Genomic DNA, 20,641 nt, shown 5'->3' on the forward strand with positions numbered 1-20,641 from the left:
ATCGACCCCGCCCCCCCCTCCCTTCCCCCCCCTCCCCCCCCCCCCCCCCCCCCCCCCCCCCCCCCCCTCTCCCCCCCCCCCCCCCTCCCCTCCCTCCCCCCCCCCCCCCCCCCCCCCCCCCCCCCCCCCCCCGGCCCGCGAAGCATACCCGCGCCGGGCGACACCACCGCAGGGTGATCAACGGTGTCGAGAACGGCGGAAGGAAGAGGAGTGTCGATGGCGGCGATCGCACGCATGCGGAACATCGTCCTGGACTGTCCCGATCCGAAGGCGCTGGCCGAGTTCTACTCGGCCGTGATCGGCTGGAAGGTCACCGACGAGGACGACGAATGGGTCAACCTCAGCGACGGCGGCCAGATCAGGCTGTCGTTCCAGCGGGCGGCCGACTACCAGCCGCCCAACTGGCCCAGCGCGGAACACCCGCAGCAGCTGCACCTGGACTTCACGGTCGACGACCGCAAGGAGGCCGAGCAGGAGGTTCTCGCGCTCGGCGCCGTCAGGCACCCGTACCAGCCCGGCGAGCCCGACGACGACTTCACCGTCTTCCTCGACCCCGCGGGCCACCCGTTCTGCCTCTGCGACGCCCACTGACGCGCCCGGACGCCCCCTGGCGGCGTGCCCGGCCGAGGGCGCCGCGACCCCGTCCGCGGACAGGCGTGGTCACGGGCTCCTCGGCCGGCTCGCCGAGCCTCACTGAGCGTCGGCGTCGCCCGAGGCCCCCTGCTGGGCGAACGCGTCCGTGGCGCCCTCGGGCACGCTGCCCAGGGCTCCGCCGATCGCCGAGACCGGCGCGGTCAGGCGGACGCCCGAGCCGTCGCGGCGGCCAAGCTCGCCGGGGAGCTCGACCGGCTTGCCCGTGGACGACACGGCCTTGATCGGCGCCGGGCCCGCCCACGCGAGGATGAGCGCGTCCTCGCCCTTGAGGAACCGCTGGGCCCGCACACCGCCCGTGGCCCGTCCCTTGGGCGGATATTCGGCGTAGTCGGAGACCTTCGCGCCTCCGGGTTCGGTGCCCGGAAGCGCGGTGGCCGACCCCGCGACGGTCACGACCCGGGCTTCCCGGGCCGGGTCGACGGCGCCGAACCAGATGACCTTCGCGCCGCCGTCCAGCCGGATGCCGGTCATGCCGCCGGCCGGACGCCCCTGCGGGCGCACCGCCGAGGCGGAGTAGCGCAGCAACTGCGCGTCCGAGGTGATGAACACCAGGTCGTGGTCCTCGGACGTCAGCTCGACGGCGCCGACCACGCTGTCGCCGGGCTTGAGCCCGATGACCTCGAAGTCGTTGCGGTTGGCCGGATAGTCGGGCACGACGCGCTTCACCATGCCCTGCGCGGTGCCGAGCGCGAGCCCGGCGCCCTCGGGGTCGAGCGAGCCGAGGCCGACGACCAGTTCGCCGGGGGTCAGCGTGACGTACTCGCTGACCGGGTGGCCGCCCGACAGGGACGGCGGGCTGGCCGACGGCGGCAACGTCGGCAGATCGACCACCGACACCCTGATCAGACGCCCGGCCGAGGTCACCACGCCCACCTCGCCCCGCACGGTGGAACGCACCACTGAGACCAGCACGTCATGGGCCGAACGTTCGTCGCCGGAACCGAGCGGCGAGGCGTCCGAGGTGCGGGCCAGCAGGCCCGTCGAGGACAGCAGCACCATGCACGGGTCGTCGGCGACCTCCAGCGGGATGGCGCCCGGGGTGGTGACCACCCCGCCCTCCAGCAGGACGGTGCGGCGGGGCGTGCCGTACGTCTTGGACACCCCGGCCAGCTCGTCGGACACGACGCGGCGCAGGCGGTCCTCGGAGGACAGGATGGCGGTCAGCTCGGCGATCTCGTCCTGCAGGGTCTGCCGTTCGCGGTCGAGCTCCAGCTTGTCGTACCGGGTGAGGCGGCGCAGCGGCGTGTCGAGGATGTAGTTCGCCTGGGTCTCCGACAGCTCGAAGATCTGCATGAGCCGCGTGCGCGCCTCGGCGGAGTCCTCGGAGGAGCGGATGACCTGGATGACCTCGTCGATGTTGAGCAGGGCGACGATGAGGCCGTCGACCAGGTGCAGGCGGTCTTCGCGCTTGCGCCGCCGGTGGGTGGAGCGGCGGCGCACCACGTCGATGCGGTGGTCGACGTAGACCTGCAGAAGCTCTTTCAGGCCGAGGGTGCGGGGCTGGCCGTCGACCAGCGCCACGTTGTTGATGCCGAACGTCTCCTCCATCGGAGTCAGGCGGTAGAGCTCGGCGAGCACGGCCTCCGGGTGGAAGCCGTTCTTGACCTCGATGACCAGGCGCAGGCCCTTGTGCCGGTCGGTGAGGTCCTTCAGGTCGGAGATGCCGGACAGCCGCTTGGAGGTCACCAGCTCCTTGATCTTGGTGATGACCCGTTCGGGACCGACGTTGAAGGGCAGCTCGGTGACGACGATGCCCTTGCGCCGCGGCGTGACCTGCTCGATGGTCGCCTTCGCCCGCATGCGGAAGGTGCCACGGCCGGTCTCGTAGGCGTCCCTGATGCCCGCGAGGCCGATGATCGAGCCGCCGGTCGGCAGGTCAGGGCCCGGCACGAACCGCATCAGCTCGTCAAGCGTGGCGTCCGGCCTCTTGATCAGGTGACGGGCGGCGGCGATGACCTCGACGAGGTTGTGCGGGGCCATGTTGGTCGCCATGCCGACCGCGATGCCCGTGGCGCCGTTCACCAGCAGGTTCGGGAAGGCGCTCGGCAGGACCGTGGGCTCGGTCTCCTGGCCGTCGTAGTTGGGCTTGAAGTCGACGACGTCCTCGTCGATCGACTGCACCATGAGCATGGCCGCCGGGGCGAGCCGCGCCTCGGTGTACCGCATGGCGGCGGGCAGGTCGTCGGGAGAGCCGAAGTTGCCGTGGCCGTCGACCAGCGGGAGCCGCATGGAGAACGGCTGCGCCATGCGGACGAGGGCGTCGTAGATCGCGGTGTCGCCGTGCGGGTGGAGCTTGCCCATCACGTCGCCCACGACGCGGGAGGACTTGACGTGTCCCCGGTCGGGGCGCAGGCCCATCTCGCTCATCGAGTAGAGGATGCGGCGCTGAACCGGCTTGAGACCGTCGCGCGCGTCAGGAAGCGCGCGCTGGTAGATCACGGAGTAGGCGTACTCCAGGAAGCTGGTGCGCATCTCGGTCGAAACGTCGACGTCGACGATCCGCTCCTCGAAGTCCTCGTCTTGCGGGGGTGTGGTAGTCCGTCGGGCCATATCGAACATTGTGCCGAAGCTCCGAACCACTCCGCGCCACGAACCCCTTTTACCCCCTCCCCCTTCCCCTCGCGCCGTGTGCGCCCGTCCGGCCGCTGCGGCGGACGCGATATGGCGGGCCCCGGCCAGGGGACCTTCCGCCAGTGGCGTGTTGATGGAGGGCGCCGCGTCGGCGAGGGGTGGTGCGGCGGGGGCCGGCGCCCTTGTGCGGTGGCTCGTCTAGCCTCGCGGGCGGCGGGTCCCGGGTTCGTTCGTTGTCCACAGGTTGGCGTTGACGGCCGAAAACGTCGCCCGGACCTGGTAGCAAGGAGCCATGGTTGACGAAAGCGGCCTCCGGGCCGAGGCCGAGCGCAAGCTGCGCGCCCTCGCGGGCGACCATGCCGTTCTTCGCGACGACCAGTGGTCCGCCATCCGGGCCCTGGTGGTCGACCGGCGGCGCGCGCTGGTGGTGCAGCGCACCGGGTGGGGCAAGTCGGCGGTCTACTTCATCGCCACCGCCCTGCTGCGCACCCGGGGAGCGGGCCCCACGGTCATCGTCTCGCCGCTGCTGGCCCTGATGCGCAACCAGATCGCCGCCGCCGAGCGCGCGGGCGTCCACGCGGCCACGATCAACTCCGCGAACGTCGACGAGTGGGACACCGTCCACGCCGAGGTCGAGCGGGGTGAGATCGACGTGCTGCTGGTGAGTCCCGAGCGGCTGAACAACCCCGACTTCCGTGATCTGATCCTGCCGAAGCTGGCCGCGGGCGCCGGTCTCGTCGTCGTGGACGAAGCCCACTGCATTTCCGACTGGGGTCATGACTTCCGCCCCGACTACCGCCGGCTGCGCACCTTGCTGGCCGATCTGCCGCCCGGCGTGCCGGTGCTGGCCACCACCGCGACCGCCAACGCGCGGGTCACCCGAGACATCGCCGAGCAGCTCACTCCCGTCCCTCAGGGTGGTGCCGCCGCAGCTCCGGCGGGCGACACGCTGGTGTTGCGCGGGCCGCTCGAACGCGACAGCCTTCATCTCGGCGTCGTCCGGCTGGGCACGGCCGAACAGCGGCTGGCCTGGCTGGCCGAGACGCTGCGCGAGCTGCCGGGCTCAGGCATCATCTACACGCTCACCGTGGCGGCCACCCAAGAGATCGCCGCCTACCTCCGCGACCAGGGGCACGAGGTCGCGGCGTACTCCGGCCAGACCGACCCTGCCGAGCGCCTGGCCGCCGAGCGGGCGCTCCTCGCCAATGAGCTGAAGGCCCTGGTCGCCACCTCGGCTCTCGGCATGGGGTTCGACAAGCCCGATCTCGGCTTCGTGATCCATGTCGGCGCCCCCGCCTCGCCCGTGGCGTACTACCAGCAGGTGGGCCGGGCCGGGCGCGGTGTCGAGCGCGCCGAGGTGATCCTTCTCCCCGGGCCGGAAGATCGCGATATCTGGGCCTATTTCGCCTCGCTGGCGTTCCCGCCCGAGCCGGTCGTGCGAGCCACCCTCGACACCCTGGCCGAGCAGGGCACGATGTCCACGGCCGCGCTGGAGACCAGGGTCGACCTGAGCCGCAACCGGCTGGAGATGATGCTCAAGGTCCTCGACGTGGACGGCGCCGTCAAACGGGTGAAGGGCGGCTGGCAGGCCACCGGCCTGCGATGGGCGTACGACACCGACCGATACGCCCGGGTCGCCGCCGAGCGTGCGGCCGAGCAGCGGGCCATGCTCGGCTACATCTCCACCACCGAGTGCCGAGAGGCCTACCTCAGAGGCCACCTGGATGACGACACCGCGCGTCCCTGCGGTCGCTGCGACAACTGCACGGGGGCGCACCGCCCGGTGGAGATCGCCTCCGCCGCGCTGCACCAGGCCCGCGAACGGCTCCACCGTCCGGGGGTGGATGTCGAACCGCGACGTCAGTGGCCCACCGGCCTCAAAGAGCTCGGCCTGTCCGGCCGCATCCGTCCCGATGTGGCGGCGGAGCCGGGGCGTGCCCTCGGCCGGCTCACCGACATCGGCTGGGGCAACGTCCTGCGGCGGCTGCTGGCCGAAGGGGCTCCCGACGGCCCGGTGCCCGACGAGGTGTTCGACGCGGTGGTCGCGGTGCTGACCGCCTGGGGCTGGGCCGAGCGGCCGGTGTCGGTGGTCTCCGTGCCGTCGGTGACCCGGCCGGTGCTGATCTCCACCCTGGCAGAGCGGCTGGCCGCCATCGGCCGGCTGCGCCACCTCGGCTCCCTGACCTACCGGCACGGCCCTCCGGGGCGTCAGCACAACAGCGCTCAGCGAGTGCGCGCGCTCCAGGCCACGCTGGCGCCCCCGGACGCCGACCTGTCCGGCGGTCCGGTGCTCCTTGTGGACGATCGCATCGACACCGGCTGGACCATGACCATCGCGGCCGCCCTCCTGCGCCGCTCCGGCGCCCCCGCCGTCCTCCCCCTGGCCCTCGCCACCACGTCATGACAGGCGTCCCGGCGACCCGGTCGCGCAGGAGGTGGTGGCACCCCGTGCCCGCGTGGGACAGGGGGTGAAGAGGTTACAGACGGGCGGGCGCTTCCTTCTCGCTGAGGAGAGGAGAGGGGGCGCCGTGCCCGGGTGTGAACGGGGGCGGAGGGGTTACAGGCGGGGGCGGGCGCCGAGGTTGGTGATGGCCTTGGCGGCGAGGGCGTTGCCGGCGGCCAGGGCGTCGGCCGGCTGCTTGCCTTCGAGCCACGGCTGCAGGAAGCCCGCGGTGAACGCGTCACCCGCGCCGGTGCCGTCGACGGACCGCTCGATGTGGTCGGCGGGCGCGCGCACGGGCTCGGCCCGGTTGTTGGTGTACCACAAGGAGCCTTCGGCGCCGAGCTTGATCACGACCTGCGGGAACCAGGCGGTGAGCACCTTGGCGGCCGAGGCCGGGTCGTCACGGCCGGTGAGCACCTTGGCCTGGGCGTCGTTGGCGAACAGCAGCTTGGCGCTGTGGGTCCACTCGAGGAACGGCTCGGCGCCGGTGCGCTCGAGCGGGGCCGCGGAGGCGCAGTCGACCGAGATCGACATCCCGGCACGGCGCGCGTGGTCGAGCGCGGCCAGCCCGGCGTCACGCGAGCCGTCATTGAGCAGCGTGTAACCGGAGACGTGCAGGTGACCGCCCTGGACGAACAGGTCACGGGGCAGGTCTTCGGGCGAGAGGGCGGCGTTCGCCCCCGGGTCGGACAGCAGGGTGCGCTCGCCCTTGTGGGTGACCAGCACGACGCACGTGCCGGTCGGCCGCTCAGGATCCATGACAAGGCGGGCGTCGACGCCGTACCCCATGAGCTCCATGTCACGGTTGCGGCCGGTGATGTCGGCGCCGCGACGGCCGACGAAGGCGACTTCGGCGCCCTCGACGGCGAGCCAGGAAGCGATGTTCGCCCCGGAGCCGCCACCGTGCATCGTGACGACGGCGGGAGTGTCGCTTGCCCTGGCGAGAGGGTAGCGGGCGCGTGCGACCGCATCGGTCATCAGATCGCCCACCACGACAACCCGGGTCATGATGTCACCACCTTGCTGGCACTACAGGAGGCTGCTGACAGAAAACCTAACAGCTTCAAGCCGGGGCGTGGGGCATAGAGCGGACACCCGTGCACAGTCGATGCACAAGCGTTGTCCAACGAATCGGACAGAGGGCCGCTTACCCTCATCAATGTGGAACCTCACTACCCGGCCCACCTGGAAGCAGACGTCGTGCTCGCAGACGGGGGCACCGTGCACGTGCGCCCCATCCGGCCCGAGGACGCCGACATCCTCCGGGCGTTCTACTCCCGGCTGTCGGAACAGTCCATCTATTTCCGCTTCTTCGGCCCGCGCCCGCGCCTGTCGGACCGCGAGGTGGCCTGGTTCACCAACGTCGACTACGTGAACCGGGTGGCGCTGATCGCGACGCTCGGCACCGAGATGGTGGCGGTCGTCCGCTTCGACCGGCTCGACCAGCAGGACACGGCCGAGGTGGCGTTCCTCGTGGAGGACGCCCACCAGGGCCGGGGCGTCGCCTCGGTGCTCATGGAGCACCTGCGCGCGGCGGCGCGCGAACGCGGGATCAGGACCTTCATCGCCGACGTCCTGCCCGCCAACACCCGCATGATGGCGTTCTTCCGCCACGCCGGGTACACCGCGCAGAGCCAGTTCGAGGACGGCGTCGTGCGGATGACCCTGGATTTGGCGACCACGGAGACCTCTCGCGAGGTCACGATGGCGCGCGAGCACCGGGCGGAGGCCCGTTCGATCGAACGGCTGCTCACTCCCACATCGGTCGTCGTGGTCGGCGCGGGCCGCGAGGCGGGCGGCATCGGCCAGACCGTGCTGCGCAACCTCCTCGGCGCCGACTTCAACGGGCCGGTGTACCCGGTGCACCGCGAGGTGCGCGCGGTGGCCGGCGTCCGGGCGTACAAGAGCGTCTCGGCCATCGACGGTGACGTGGACCTGGCCGTGGTCGCCGTGCCCGCCGACGCGGTGCTCGACGTGGTCGAGGAGTGCGCGGAGAAGGGCGTGAAGGGCCTGGTGGTCGTGTCCTCCGGCTTCGGGGAGACGGGGGCCGAGGGCCGCGCCCGGCAGGACGAACTGGTGCGCATCGCCCGCGCGTACGGGTTGCGCGTGGTCGGGCCCAACTGCCTCGGCATCGCCAACACCGACCCGAAGGTCCGCCTGAACGCCACGCTGGCCGCCCACCTGCCCGGCAGGGGCCGGGTGGGATTCTTCAGCCAGTCCGGCGCGCTCGGCACCGCGCTGCTCCAGAGGGTCGCGCAGCGGGGCATGGGCATCTCGACGTTCGTGTCCGCCGGGAACCGGGCCGACGTGTCGGGCAACGACCTGCTGCAGTACTGGGAGAAGGACCCGGCCACCGACGTGATCCTCCTCTACCTGGAGTCGCTCGGAAACCCGCGCAAGTTCGCGCGGCTGGCGCGGCGCACGTCCAGGGAGAAGCCGATCGTCGTCGTGAAGAGCGGCGGCGTCACCCAGGGCGTGCCGGTCGGGCACGCGGCGCCCGTGCTCGGCCTGCCGGACACCGCGCTGAGCGCGCTGTTCGAGCAGGCCGGAGTGATCCGGGTGGACGACCTCACCCAGCTCTTCGACGTGGCGCAGCTGCTGGCCCACCAGCCGCTGCCCGCGGGGCCGAGGGTCGGCGTCGTCAGCAACTCCGACGCGATGGCGCTGCTGGCCGTGGACGCGTGCGTGGCCGCCGGGCTGGAGCCGTGCCCTCCCGCCAACCTGGGCGCCCGCGCCGGAGCGCGCGACTACCGCAAGGCGCTGGCTGACCTGGACGGCCGGGCGGACGCCATCGTGGCGATCTACATGCCGCCCGTCCCGGGCAACGCCGCCGAGGTCGCGGCCGAGCTGGTGCGGGTGGCGAAGGAGACCGGCAAGCCGCTCGTGGCGACCTTCGAGGGCCGCATGGGCATGCCGGACGAGCTTCGCGTCCCAGGGGAGTGCGGGGACCCGGGCAAGGGGTCCATCCCCTCCTACCCGGCCGCGGAGGAGGCCGTCCGGGCCCTGGCCCACGTGGTCCGCCACGCCCTCTGGCGCAAGATCCCGCCCGGCACGCCTCCGGACCTGCGGGACGTGGACACCCCGGCGGCCAGGGCCGCGGTGGAACGCGTGCTCGTCGCGCGGGCGCCCGCGCCTGACGGGGAGATCGACGGTATCGACGTCGACGGGGTCGGCCAGGGTCCGCCCGAGGTGTCCCCGGCCGCGGCGGCGACGGAGGTCGACGCCGGCGAGCTGCTCGCCTGCTACGGGGTTCCCGTGTGGCCGTCGGAGGTGGTCTCCTCGCCCGAGGAGGCCGTCGCGGCGGCGGAACGACTGGGCTGGCCGGTCGTCGTGCGGGCCGCCGACCCCGAGACGTCCCACCGGGCGGGCACCGTGCGTCTCGGCCTGTCCGACCCCGGCGGCGTGCGGCGGGCGTACGACGACCTCGCCGGGCGGCTCGGCTCTGAGGTGACGTTGTCGGTGCAGCGGATGGCTTCCCAGCCGGCCGTGGCGACCGTGGTCCGGGCCGTGGACGATCCGGACTTCGGCGCGGTGGTGTCCTTCGGGCTCGGCGACATCACGGCTCGGCTGCTCGGCGACGAGGCGTTCCGGCTCGCTCCGCTCACCGGGGAGGACGCCGCCGCGCTGGTGCGGTCCGTCCGTGCCGCTCCGCTGCTTTTCGGACGGTACGGGTACCCGCCCGTGGCGGTCGGCGCCCTGGAGGACCTGCTGATCCGGGTGGGCCGGCTGGCCGACGAGCTGCCCGAGGTGGCGCGGCTCGTCCTCGATCCGGTGCTGGTGGGGGAGTCGGGGGTGAGCGTGCTAGGCGCCCGCGCCCTGCTGCGCGGCAGCGTCGGCCCGCGCCCCGACCGAGGCCCCCGGCGGCTGTCGTGACGGGTCCAGGCGAGGCCGCTCGCCGTAGGCGTACAACGCTCTGCGCGAACGTGACGCGATGCGTCTGTTGTGGTGGAAGTGGCGAATGGCCGCAGGGACGGTGAACCGGCGTGGGTCATCTCAGGGCGTACTGGACCAAGGTGGACGCCCGTGAGGTGAAACACCGCGCCGAGACAGGGCAGGATGGACCCATGAGGGAAACCCGAGTCTCGGCCGCTGGTTTGCGCGAGGCTATCGAACGCAGCGGCTACTACCCCGATCTCGTGGCCGACGCGGCGGAATCCGCGCTGGGTAAGGAGCAGGTGACGGCGTTCGTCGTCCACCATGAGGCCACTTTCGACCCTGCGATGGAGGTCCGCAGGCACGTCACCGTCGTGATCCTCTCACCGACCCGGCTCCTGGTGTGCCACACCGACGAGCACCCGCCCGCCGATGGCATGCCCACCTCTCACGCGTCCACGACCACAGAGGCGGTCCGGCTGAGCCGCGTCCAGTCGGTGGCGGTCACCCGGGTGGTTCCCGACCCCGCGGCGTACGTGCCTGGGGTTCCGCCCACCGAGGTGACGCTCACCATCGGCTGGGGGGCGATCTCCCACGTCGATCTCGAACCGGCCACCTGCGGGGACGAGAACTGCGAGGCCGACCACGGCTACACCGGCGCCATCACCGCCGACGACCTGTCGCTGCGCGTCAGCGAGGCCGCCGACGGGCCGGAGGCCGTCAGCAACGTCCTGGCCTTCGCCAAGGCCCTCTCCGAGGCGACCGCTCGCTCGGCGAGCTGACGACTTCGGCGTCGGTGGGCGCCGGCGGGCGCCGGTAGGGCCTTCGACAGGACCTGCGGGCCTGGGCCCGGCACGGCGTCCGCCGCGACCGGGCGCGGGCTGGCATGATCGAGTGACAAGATCGGGGCGCCGGCTGACGTGATCGGCCGACAGCTCGGGTGACATGGCGAGTGCGTGACCGCGTCGCGTGACCGCCCGGCCGGGGACGGCCGTCCTCATCAGGACGCGGCTCTCCACCGGGCGGAGCACGGTGCGCGGCGCATAGGGGTGCCACAGACGGCACGCGGATCGCCTGGTGTGGCCGGTGCCCGGCGTGGTTGACTCCGGAGACGGCCGGTGACCACCGGCGGGCCGGTTCCACCCGGCTCGGCGAGAGCCTTCCGGACCGCCGGCCCGCGAGGGCCGGCGTGCCCGTGGACCAGCGGACCGGCTGGACCGGCGGACCTCAACGGCCCCGCCGGCGACTCCGGAGCGGGGGACCACCGGTTCACGTCGGCGGCCGAACCGCCGACCATAGCGCGAGACAGGAGGCAAGGGGCTACCTCCCATGGCCGACAGGGCCGGGCGTCCGCCCCGGAATTCCGATGAGCCCGTTGATCAGTCCTGGTGACCTCGGCGATGCCACGATCCTCGATGTGCGGTGGCGCCTGGTGGGCACGCCCGGCATCGAGTCCTACCGCGAGGGACATCTCCCCGGAGCCGTCTTCTGCGACCTGGACCGCGACCTCGCCGCCCCGCCGGGCGCGGGCGGCCGTCACCCGCTGCCGGACGCCGGCGCCTTCCAGGAGGCCATGCGGCGCCTCGGCGTCTCGGGGTCCCGGCGCGTCGTGGTCTACGACGAGGCCGACTCCACCGCCGCGGCCCGCGCCTGGTGGACGCTTCGCTACTTCGGGCACCCTGACGTGCGCGTCCTCGACGGCGGCTACCGCAGGTGGGTCGAGGAAGGCCATCCGGTGACCAAGGAGGAGCCGGTCCACGAGCCCGGCGACTTCACCGCGCGCCCCGGCGGCATGCCGATGCTGGACGCCGCGCAGGCCGGCGCGCTCGCCGGGGACGGCGTGCTGCTCGACGCCCGCGGCGCCGAGCGCTACCGGGGCGAGACCGAGCCGATCGACCCGGTCGCCGGGCACATCCCCGGAGCCGTCAGCGCCCCGACCATGGAGAACGTCGACCCGGCCGGGCGGTTCCACCCGGCGGAGTTCCTGCGTGAGCGTTTCATCTCCTTCGGCGCCCTGCCCGAGGTGCCGGTCGGCGCGTACTGCGGTTCCGGCGTGACGGCCGCCCACGAGGTGCTGGCGATGGAGATCGCGGGCGTGCATGCCGCCCTGTATGTCGGCTCCTGGTCCAACTGGGTGAGCGACCCGTCCCGCCCCGTGGCCAAGGGCTGACGTCGCCGCGCTCCCGTCCCGCACCCGGTCCAGAGTCACCCGACCACGCCCCGTGTGCCCGGCGCCCCCGCCTTGTGCGGGGGCGGGTCGGTGCCCGATTTCATCATGCGCAGGGCGTCATGTCCGGGCGCCGCGTCGGTGAGATGGGGGACGGCGAGGCCCGCGTCCTTGCGCAGGTCGTCACCGCGCGTTCGTGTGCGGGCCCGCCGCCCGTCCGTGCGGCGCCCGGCCCAGTCGTACGGTGATCGTGTGTGAGGAGCCCTGCCGGTCGGCCAGCCGCCCGAACGTGAGCGTGAGCTTCGCGCCGGGCAGCGCACGCGCCAGGAGCGGATGCCCGCGCAGGACCTCGGCCACCGGCCGGTCCCAGGTCACGGTGAGCGTGTCCAGGTCGCGGCGCGGGTCCGCGACGGTCACCGTGGCCGTACCGTCGCCGCGCTCCCTGACGAGGACGGCGCACGGAGCGGAGGCGGCCAGCCCGCCCGCGGCCCCGCCGTCCCAGAAGTTGACGGCGGTGATCCCCAGCGAGGGGATCTGGACGGCCTGGACGCGGTCGGTGTTGGCGAGCACGCGCGCCCAGCCGGGGTCGGCGGCGCGGGCCTGGGTCGCCTCCAGGCTCGCGCCCGGCAGCAGCAGGTACACGTAGCCGGCCGAGACGGGGTCCACCCCATGGTCGAGCCAGAGCGTGACGTAGCCGCGGGTGACGCTTCCAGGACCGTCGCTTTCGCGTCGCTCGCAGGATGTGCGCAGCAGGCCGCCTTCCGGCAGGACATATCCCCCGTGCCCGGCGATGTGCGCCCACCCCGCCGCGCCCGCGGTGCCTTCCGAGCCCTCCGTGCCCGGCCTTCCCCGCGTGCCCCGCATGCCCGCCGTGCCCCCCGTGCCTTCCGCGCCCGCCGTCGTGAGGGACGCGTCGGTCCGGCGGTTGTCGACGATGGTCTCGACCGGAACACCGTCGCCGGCGGTGACGCCCGCGCCCAGGCACACCACCGCGTCGTCGAGGAAGATCCAGGACTTGAACGCCTCCATCGTGCTTCCCATGCCGTTCAGGTGCTGGCCGACGGTGGCGTACACGCCGTCGGTGGCGCCGCCCACCCAGCGCCCCGGCGGGCGGGTGTCACCCCACCCCTCTCCGGCGCCGTCGGCCAGCCGACGGGTCGAGACGGTCGTGCCCGGCAGGCGGTAGGGGTCGACGGTGGTCCAGAAGTGGTCGGAGTACTGGTCGCCGTGGCCCTCGGCCCACCAGTAGAGCATTCCGGAGCCGGTGTGCCAGCCGCGCAGGTTCTCGCGGTTGCCGTGCTCGTAGTGGCCGACGCGCGAGGAGGCCATGCTGAGGCCCGCGCACCAGCCGGGCCCGCGGTGGACGGCGCGGGCGCTCATCGCCATCAGCCGGTGCCCGGCGGGCTCCTCTGCCGCCTCGACCGTGTCATCGGCCACGATCGCGGCAAGGCGGGCGTGGAAGCCGATGTCGCCGTCCGCGGCGGCCTCCAGCATCGGAACGCTCGTGTCGCGCCGCGCCCACCCCTTCACCATGGCCCGCCAGCGGGCCCGCTCGGCGGCGGAGGCGGACTCGCCCAGCAGCAGGATCGCCGAGGCGATCTCATGCCCCCTGCCATGGTCGCCGTACGGCCTCCTGGCCAGGCCGCGGCCACGCACCATGTCCATGCAGAAGCCGTCGTGGACGAGCGGCGCGAACGACCTCTCGACGGCGTCGAGGACGACCTGCCGGTTCGGGTCGGTGATCTCCCAGGGAGTGCCGCGCAGCACCGCGAACAGCGTCGCCAGGCCGGTCAGCAGCGCCACCCCGTACCCGCCCTGATAGGGGACGGACGTGTGCTGGATGAAGGACCCGTCCCGGTAGAACCCGTCGCCGTCATCGACGTAGGGGAAGACCGGTGACAGGGCCGAGACGGCCAGCGCGGCCTTCTCCGGGTCGGACCTGAGGATGGCGCGCAGCAGCATGACGACGCACAGGTCCACGCGGTTGGCCCCGGTGCTGGTGCCGCTGTAGGAGGCGAGGTGGCGTTCGGGGACGAAGTTGTCCACGGCGTCCCGCAGCGCCCGGCTCTGCGGCTCGGTCAGATGCGAGCCGATCAGCACGGCCGCGTCCAGGAGCCTCTTCGGCAGGCCGATCCGCCAGTGCCACCAGTTGCCCACCTCTTCGGCGTCCGCGGAGTACACGCGCCGCCGGTAGTGGTCGATGCCGGTGGCCACCGCGGCGGCCAGGCCGGCGTCGCCGGTCAGCCCGGTCCCAGGCAGGGCGTACGCACGGGCCATCGTGCGAAGCCGCGCCGGAGTGGCGACGAACGACGGGAACGGCTGGTCGGGCCACAACCACGCGTCGGCCGGCGCCATGGCGTCCCGGTAGCGGGCCGCCGTCGTCCCGAGGGCCGCCAGCCGGGCGCGGTACGGCTCCGCCGCGGGGTCGAACCCCGACCCCGCCGTCACCTTCAGCCATCGGTGGCGCAGCACGGTGAAGTGGCCGGCGAACGAGCCGGTGAGCGCCCCGTCGCCGTCGGGCGCGGCGGACGCCGGGACCAGCGCCCCGAAGGTGACGGCACCGCCGAGCCGGAGGAATGATCGCCTGCTGCGCCCGTTCACGGATGGATTATGGCCCGGTTCTCACGGCCCACCGGCTCTTTCGCCCGTGAACCACGCGTGGTGCGGCGAAGCCCGGCACCGGACACGCCTGTACCGAGGCGGGCGCCAAGCGCCTGTACCGAAGCGGGTACCACGCGCCTGTTCCGGGCGGAGTGTGCGCCCCCGCGCGCCTGTACTGGGCGAAGCGGGCACTGCGGGCGCCTGCACCGGCCGGAGCAGGTGCCGCGCTCCTGTACCGGGCTGAGCGGGGGCCGCGCTATGCGCCGTACGGGGGGAGAGGATGGCCGAGCGCGCCGAAGCAGGCGAATCCCTGCACGCCGGTCTTCTGGGACGCGATGGCCAGCGCCTCCGCCGGGGCGTGCCCGCGTGCGAGCAGACCGTGCAGGAGCGTCATCAAGGTCAGGGCCTCGTCGTCGCGCACGGGGACCAGCCCGGCGATCACGCAGGCCGTACCCCGGTCGAGGAAGGCGCCTGCCAGTCCCAAAGTGGTCCCGTCGACCGGGGCGTGCGCCATGCCGGCGTCGCACGCCGACAGCACCACCAGCCACGGCGTCCGGCCGAGTCCCAGCAGGTCGTAGGCCATGAGAGGACCGTCGTCCAGGGCGATGCGGGACAGCAGCGGGCTGCGCGCAGAGAAGAACCCGTGGGCCGCGACGTGCACGATCTCGGCCCTGCCCAGCACCCCGAGCACATCGGCCATACCGGCACGAACCCGCACCGCTCCGGCGGCGTCCCGGCAGGGAGAGGTCGCGGCGTCGCAGGTGGAGGAGAGGTGCTGGAAGTCGTGGACGCCCTGTTGGCGGTCGCGAGCAGCCTGCCGGCCATCTGCGGGGAGTTGTCGGTGGTCATAGGTGGCCCGTCGACAGTCGGGGGAAACCTGTTGGCGGTCGTGGGTGGCCTGCCGGCGGTCGCAGGTGGCTTGTCGGCGGTCGCAGGTGGCCTGCTGGTAGGTGCGGACGACCATCGCGGCTTCCGCGTGGGCGTGTTCCAGCCCTGGCCCCGCCACGGCCGCCACCAGCGGAACCCGCGGGTCGCCGGCCGGACGGCGGGCCGTGCCGGCCAGCCAGGCGCCGGCGCTCGCGGCCACGCAGATCGCCCGTCCACGGAACGGCGGCAGCGTCGCCCACGGCAGCGTGTGCAGCGCGCCGGTCGGCACGATCACCACAGGGCGGTCGCCGATGTCGCGGGCCAGCGGTCCGAGCAGCCGTGCCGCCAGCGCCTCGGACTCCCGGATGACCCCGCACGGGCCGGTGCCGGTATCCCGCAGGCCGGCTCGTCGCAGCCCGTACCTCAGCCGGATCGTCGCCTCGGCGGCAGCCGTGTAGGAGCCGAGACGCCGCAGCACGCGGCCTTCCGCGGTGACGACCACGGCCGCGAGCAGGTCGTCGTGCCGGACCAGTTGGACGAGCGCGGCGTCACCGAGGGCCGCGCGCAACCGTTCGATCGACGGGTCCTCTCCGGCGTGTCCCCGTGCGACCGCACGCCAATGTTCGGCCCAGCCGAGGACGGTGTCCGGCCGCCCGTCGCGCAGCGCCAGCGACAGACCGAAACCCGCGAGCCGCTCCCCGGCCCGCAGGGCGTGGGCCCGGACCCCTGGATCGCTCAGCCGCTCACTGCCCGCGGCGGCCTCCCGCAGGCCCTCGCGAAGCGCCGAGAACGCGCCTGGAACGTCTCCTCGCAGGGTGCTCCGGAGCGCCACAGCATGGTGGCGTACGAGGCGATGCGCCCGCCCGGCCGCGGGCGGTCCGTCGATGACGAGCTCCAGATCAGCCATCACCGTGCTCGGCGGTTGCGATGCCCCGACGCCGCTCCACCCGTCGGCCGATCCACCCACGGAGACATCGGCGGTGGTCAAGTGAGGGCCCGCGACGGAGAGAGTCGGTTCGGGTGCTGTTCCGGATCTGGCGGGGTTCGCTGGGATTTCGAGTGGTTCGGTGGAGAGGGTCAGTTCTGCGGCGGTCAGGCGGAGGGCCGCGGCGGGGGCGGGCCATCCGTGCGTGGCGAGCCGGGCGGCCAGCGCCCGTGCCTCCTCCGCCAGCCGATGGGACGGCCCGTCGAGGGCGATGCGCGCCCGAAGGGTGACCTCCTCGGCCAGCGGCACCCACGCGGCACGCCCCTGTCCGGCCAGTTCGCCTGCCGCGGTCTCCGCCGTCACCCGCGCCTGGTGAGGGTCGCCGACGAGGAGCTCGACCTGGGCCAGCAGCAGCCGCGATTCGGCGAGGGCGACGAGGGACCCCGTGGCGGCGAGATCGGGCACCGCCTCCCTGAGCAGCGCGCGGGCCTCCCCGGGAAGGTAGGCGGCGAGCAGGGCGCCCGCGAAGTCGGCGCGCATCGCGGCGAGTCGTTCGGGATAGCCCGCCAGAGCCTTTTCGGCGACATGGTAGCCGGCGAAGGCCGCAGGGATGTCCCCGCGCCGCGTGGCCACGAACGGCAGGTTGGCCTCGGCGAGGGTGGCGACGTGATCGAGCCCAGCGTCTCGCGCCACGGTCACACAGGCCGACAGGTCGCGAGAAGCGGCGTCGTAATCTTCCAGATAGGTGTGGGCCAGACCGCGGTTCAGCAGGGCCCCGGCCAGGAACCGCGGGTCGCCGGCGCCGGAGAGCCGTTCGATGGCCCGATCGCAGTGGGCCACCGCCTCTGCGGGCCGGCCGAGGCGCACCAGCGCGACGGAACGCTGGACGCCGAGCCGGGCCGAGTCGAGGCCGCTCAGCCCGCTCTCCGCGAGATCGGCGATGCGGAGCGCGCCGACGGGGTCGCCGAGATCGGCGCGGACCGCGACCAGCGACATCCGCGCCTGAGCGGCCCGTTCGGCCAAGCGGCCGACCCCATCCGGAACGGCTTTCCCTGCCGCCTCTCCGGCCGAGTCCCCGCCCATGGCCAGACCTCCAGCACCGTCTCCGGCCAGGTCCGCAGCCTCGTCTTCGGCTGGGTCCCCGAATCCGTCTTCGGCCGGGTACTGGGCTTCGTCTTCGGTCATTCGCTCGCAGAGATCTCCGGCCGTGTATCCGGACCCGTGCTCGGCCACGGTGATGGCCTGGTGCAGGTGGTCGGCGGCGGGTTTGAGGTGTCCGAGTTCGCGGGCGGCGAGCCCGAGTGCGCGGTGCGCGATCGACTCGGCCTCCCGGCAGCCGTACGCCCGCGCCCGGGCCAGGACGGCCAGCGCCTGCTCGCGCGCCCGCAGCGGATCGACCCCGGAGGTCTCCACGGCCTCCTGCGCCGCCGCGACCAGCCGGCCGGCCTCTCGGGCGGCCGTAGGGGCGCCGCCGTCCCTCCGGCGGGTTCGTGCCTCGTCCACGGCGGGTGTCTCACCGGCCTTGAGCGGCTTCACGGCCGGACGCACTGCCAGCGGGTCGCCACCGGCGGCTCGCCGACGCGGTGGCACACGATGCTCACCCATCCGTGGGGCAGGCCGGTGGTGGCGAAACCGCCGGTCTCGGTCGGGAAGCGGATCTTGCTGATGTGCGGCGTGCGGATCTCCACGCGGGATCCCTTGCCCGGCGCGGGACGCACCTGGCCCGCGAGGTCCAGGTGGGAGTCGCACACCGTGATCTCCACGTCGATGGTGACCCCGTCGGCGGCGAAGCGCAGCAGGCGCGGCTCTCCCTCGGCCGGGTGCCCGTCGGAGCGGACCCCGGCCAGCGGCCTGGCCGGCCGGAACGGCGGCCTCGCGTCGGAGAACACCCCTGGGCCGAACAACCCTGCCGTGTCGTTGGCCGGGGAGGCGTCGGAGAGGGGCCGGTCGCCGGTCGGGCCGGTCGTGACAGATCCGTGGGGTGGGCCGGTTGTGACGGATTCGTGGGGCGGGCCGTCGGGGGCGCCGTGGGCGGGGACCAGGTCGGCGATGACGGCGGTGGGAAGCAGGTGGGCGTACACGGCCTCCGCGTCCGCGACGACCCGCGCGGGGACGGGGTCGGTTCCGGCGGCGAGGCGCAGAGCGGCCAGGAGGTAGTCGTCGTCCGTCATCGCTCGTCCTCCATGAGGGACCGCAGGCGCTTGAGGCAGCGGATGCGGGTAGGTCCGATGCTGCCGATGGGCATGTCCAGCCGCCGCGACAGCTGGGCGTAGGTGGCGTCGGGCACCATGACGATCAGCCGCACCAGGGTCCGGCACGGCCGGGGGAGGCTGTCGACCGCCGTCCACAGCCGCCGCCCCTGATCGCGGCTGAGCAACGCCGCGGCGGGGTCGTCGCCCGTGGGCGCCGGGAGGTCGGTGGGCAGCCCGGACGGCCGGTCGCCGGCCCGCCTGCGGCCGATGCGCGACGCCTCGTGCCGCGTGGTGGTGATCAGCCAGCCGCCGACGCGCTCGGGATCGCGGATGGTGTGCCGGCTTTCGACCAGGCGGAGCCAGGCGGCCTGCACCGCGTCGCCCGCGTCTGCGGGGCCGAGGCCGGACGCGCGGGCGACCGCCCACATGCGGTGCGCGAAGCGGGCGACCAGGTCGCGCCAGGCCGTCTCGTCGAGGAGGTCGAGGTCCAATGCCATGGGAACACTTCAGGTGATGGGGGAAACGCACTCGGTGAGCACCCTAGCGAGGACCTGGGACGTGGACCCCGAGATCGGGAAAACGCCTGCCGCCCGCCACGCCGAGGACGTGCCGCGCCGCCTCGCCGGGGGACAGGTGGCGGGCCGCGGCGGCGACGGCTCCGGCCACGGCGGCGGCCGCGAACGACGTCCCGCTCCACAAGGCGTAGCCGTCGAACGGGTGAAAGTCCACGAAACTGCTGGTCAAGGCTTCGCCACGTGAGCAGGCGTCCACCCAGGGGCCGTAGGCGGACCACCGCGCCCGTGTGGTCTCGGTGGAATCGAGCGCGCCCACGGCGATGACGCCGGGCATCGCGGCCGGCCAGAAGGGCCGCGAGGAGGCGGTGTTGCCCGCGCAGGCGACGACCACGGTGTCCGGCAGCGCGGCCAGCGCGCGTTCCACCAGCGGCGAGGGCCGGTCGTCGTAGGTGTGGCACCCGAAGGACAGCACCAGCACGTCGACGTGCGCGTCGCGCAGGGAGCCGAGCGCTCGCAGCACGCCGGCCTCGTCGCCCACCCCGTGGCTGTCGAGGACCCTGACGACGCGCAGCCGGGTGCCGGGGGCCTGGCGCAGCAGCAGGCCGGCGATGAAGGTGCCGTGGCCGGCCTGGCCGTCGAGAAGCCCGTCGCCGTCGGCGTCGAGGACCTCGCCGGGCTGGCCGGGGAACCAGTCGGCCCCTTCGAACCACGGGTGCGGGGCCAGGCCGGTGTCCAGCACGGCGGCCGTCACCCGGGACGGCTCGCCGCCGTCGTGAGCGAGGGCGGGCGCGGGCGCCGGAGCGCCGCACGGGCCTCCGAAGAACAGCGGCTGGCCGACGACGACGTGGTTGGGCGAGGCTTCGAGACCCTGGTCGCGCAACGCCGCGGCGAGCTCGCAGGGGTCGGTTCCCGGCGCCAGCCGCAGGGTGAACAGCCCGTCGGTGTACTCGGCCGACTGGGTCCAGCGTTCGGCGACGTCGTGGGAGCGGGCGAGCAGGACGCCCGGGCGGATGAAGGCGCGGCGACCGGGGAGATGCTCGACGGCCTGCACGTTCACGGCGGGCTCCTTAAAGGGATCGTACGGGGAGGGCAATCACGGACTGCGTCTTTCCCCATACGGACAGTTGCCAAGCGTGATTAGGTATGACCCGGCTCTGGTGCCCCGCCACGACGGACGGTAGTCTCTCCCTCAGTCACTTGTGATCATCCCAGTATGAGGACGTTGGGGAAGGCGCACCTCGTACGAAACGGGAGGTCCGGTGTCTGCTCGTGGCGTGCTGTACGTCCACTCGGCTCAGCCCGCGCTGTGCCCGCACATCGAATGGGCGGTCGCGGGTGTCCTTGGCATACCCGTCGACCTGTCGTGGACCCCTCAGCCGGCCCAGCCTGGCACTGTGCGCACACAGGCCGAATGGGAAGGCCGTCCCGGCACGGCCGCGGCGATCACGTCGTCGCTCATGGGCTGGCAGCGCATCCGTTTTGAGATCACCGAGGACGCCTCGCCCGGCGTGGACGGCTCGCGACATGCCTACACGCCCACGCTCGGCGCCTTCACGGCGATGATCGGCGTGTCCGGCGACATCATGGTCCCCGAGGACAGGCTGCGCAACGTGATGCTGATGGCAGCGCAGGGCCGGGTGGTCCTGGAGGAAGAGCTCGACAAGCTCCTCGGCAAGCAGTGGGACGAGGAGCTTGAGCCGTTCCGGTACGCCGGCGACGGCGCGCCCGTCCGCTGGCTGCACGCGGCCGTGTAGCCGCGAGCGGCCCCGCCGGCGCGGAGCCCCCGGACGCCCGCGCCCCCGGCGAAGGCCCGCGCCCTCGGACGCCGGTGCC

Annotated in this window: 13 protein-coding genes; 6 read left to right on the forward strand and 7 right to left on the reverse strand. The window is 73.3% G+C overall.

All coding sequences use genetic code 11. The features are described 5' to 3' along the window. The first annotated feature begins 216 nt into the window (after positions 1 to 216). Complete coding sequence (locus ACZ6QO_RS28135) at positions 217 to 591, forward strand: VOC family protein (RefSeq protein WP_465854785.1); 375 nt, start codon at positions 217 to 219, stop codon at positions 589 to 591. A 99-nt stretch (positions 592 to 690) separates the two neighbouring features. Here ACZ6QO_RS28135 and ACZ6QO_RS28140 read toward each other — a convergent pair whose 3' ends face one another. Beyond that, positions 691 to 3,204, reverse strand: coding sequence for a DNA gyrase/topoisomerase IV subunit A (locus tag ACZ6QO_RS28140; RefSeq protein ID WP_465854787.1), 2,514 nt, complete (start codon positions 3,202 to 3,204; stop codon positions 691 to 693). A gap of 313 nt (positions 3,205 to 3,517) precedes the next feature. Here ACZ6QO_RS28140 and ACZ6QO_RS28145 point away from each other — a divergent pair, with 313 nt between their 5' ends. Further along, entirely contained in the window at positions 3,518 to 5,629 is a 2,112-nt protein-coding gene (locus ACZ6QO_RS28145; protein ID WP_465854788.1) for a RecQ family ATP-dependent DNA helicase, read from the forward strand. A 153-nt stretch (positions 5,630 to 5,782) separates the two neighbouring features. On the opposite strand, the gene ACZ6QO_RS28150 is transcribed toward ACZ6QO_RS28145, so the two are convergent. Continuing rightward, positions 5,783 to 6,676, reverse strand: a complete 894-nt coding sequence (locus ACZ6QO_RS28150) for a carbohydrate kinase family protein (protein ID WP_465854790.1) — start codon at positions 6,674 to 6,676, stop codon at positions 5,783 to 5,785. Between the two features lie 153 nt (positions 6,677 to 6,829). Here ACZ6QO_RS28150 and ACZ6QO_RS28155 point away from each other — a divergent pair, with 153 nt between their 5' ends. From ACZ6QO_RS28155 to ACZ6QO_RS28165, 3 genes are all read left to right on the forward strand, one after another. After that, a complete protein-coding gene (locus tag ACZ6QO_RS28155; RefSeq protein ID WP_465854792.1) occupies positions 6,830 to 9,541 on the forward strand; it encodes a bifunctional acetate--CoA ligase family protein/GNAT family N-acetyltransferase in 2,712 nt (903 codons plus the stop codon). A 191-nt stretch (positions 9,542 to 9,732) separates the two neighbouring features. Beyond that, complete coding sequence (locus tag ACZ6QO_RS28160; RefSeq protein WP_465854794.1) at positions 9,733 to 10,323, forward strand: DUF5998 family protein; 591 nt, start codon at positions 9,733 to 9,735, stop codon at positions 10,321 to 10,323. 584 nt (positions 10,324 to 10,907) lie between these two features. Continuing rightward, a complete protein-coding gene (locus tag ACZ6QO_RS28165; RefSeq protein ID WP_465854796.1) occupies positions 10,908 to 11,711 on the forward strand; it encodes a sulfurtransferase in 804 nt (267 codons plus the stop codon). A gap of 180 nt (positions 11,712 to 11,891) precedes the next feature. On the opposite strand, the gene ACZ6QO_RS28170 is transcribed toward ACZ6QO_RS28165, so the two are convergent. The 5 genes from ACZ6QO_RS28170 to ACZ6QO_RS28190 form a co-directional block, all read right to left on the reverse strand. Beyond that, entirely contained in the window at positions 11,892 to 14,309 is a 2,418-nt protein-coding gene (locus tag ACZ6QO_RS28170; protein ID WP_465854798.1) for a polysaccharide lyase 8 family protein, read from the reverse strand. Positions 14,310 to 14,565: 256 nt separating this feature from the next. After that, complete coding sequence (locus ACZ6QO_RS28175; protein ID WP_465854800.1) at positions 14,566 to 17,604, reverse strand: CHAT domain-containing protein; 3,039 nt, start codon at positions 17,602 to 17,604, stop codon at positions 14,566 to 14,568. Positions 17,605 to 17,633: 29 nt separating this feature from the next. Continuing rightward, entirely contained in the window at positions 17,634 to 18,272 is a 639-nt protein-coding gene (locus ACZ6QO_RS28180; RefSeq protein WP_465854802.1) for a hypothetical protein, read from the reverse strand. Continuing rightward, entirely contained in the window at positions 18,269 to 18,790 is a 522-nt protein-coding gene (locus ACZ6QO_RS28185) for an RNA polymerase sigma factor (protein ID WP_465854804.1), read from the reverse strand. Before ACZ6QO_RS28185 ends, ACZ6QO_RS28180 begins: the two co-directional genes overlap by 4 nt. A 43-nt stretch (positions 18,791 to 18,833) precedes the next feature. After that, positions 18,834 to 19,865 carry a S8 family peptidase gene (locus ACZ6QO_RS28190; RefSeq protein WP_465854806.1) on the reverse strand — a complete coding sequence of 344 codons (1,032 nt, stop codon included), beginning with the start codon at positions 19,863 to 19,865 and terminating at the stop codon, positions 18,834 to 18,836. A 202-nt stretch (positions 19,866 to 20,067) separates the two neighbouring features. On the opposite strand from ACZ6QO_RS28190, the gene ACZ6QO_RS28195 reads away from it, so the two are divergent. Next, a complete protein-coding gene (locus tag ACZ6QO_RS28195; protein WP_354917701.1) occupies positions 20,068 to 20,562 on the forward strand; it encodes a DUF3145 domain-containing protein in 495 nt (164 codons plus the stop codon). Positions 20,563 to 20,641: the final 79 nt, after the last annotated feature.

The organism is Sphaerisporangium sp. NPDC049457 (assembly GCF_055586705.1).

Coding starts and splice junctions, on each gene's coding strand:
- ACZ6QO_RS28180 (WP_465854802.1), bottom strand. CDS start 18,272: ATGACGGACGACGACTACCTCCTGGCCGCTCTGCGCCTCGCCGCCGGA.
- ACZ6QO_RS28145 (WP_465854788.1), top strand. CDS start 3,518: ATGGTTGACGAAAGCGGCCTCCGGGCCGAGGCCGAGCGCAAGCTGCGC.
- ACZ6QO_RS28165 (WP_465854796.1), top strand. CDS start 10,908: ATGAGCCCGTTGATCAGTCCTGGTGACCTCGGCGATGCCACGATCCTC.
- ACZ6QO_RS28185 (WP_465854804.1), bottom strand. CDS start 18,790: ATGGCATTGGACCTCGACCTCCTCGACGAGACGGCCTGGCGCGACCTG.
- ACZ6QO_RS28135 (WP_465854785.1), top strand. CDS start 217: ATGGCGGCGATCGCACGCATGCGGAACATCGTCCTGGACTGTCCCGAT.
- ACZ6QO_RS28140 (WP_465854787.1), bottom strand. CDS start 3,204: ATGGCCCGACGGACTACCACACCCCCGCAAGACGAGGACTTCGAGGAG.
- ACZ6QO_RS28160 (WP_465854794.1), top strand. CDS start 9,733: ATGAGGGAAACCCGAGTCTCGGCCGCTGGTTTGCGCGAGGCTATCGAA.
- ACZ6QO_RS28150 (WP_465854790.1), bottom strand. CDS start 6,676: ATGACCCGGGTTGTCGTGGTGGGCGATCTGATGACCGATGCGGTCGCA.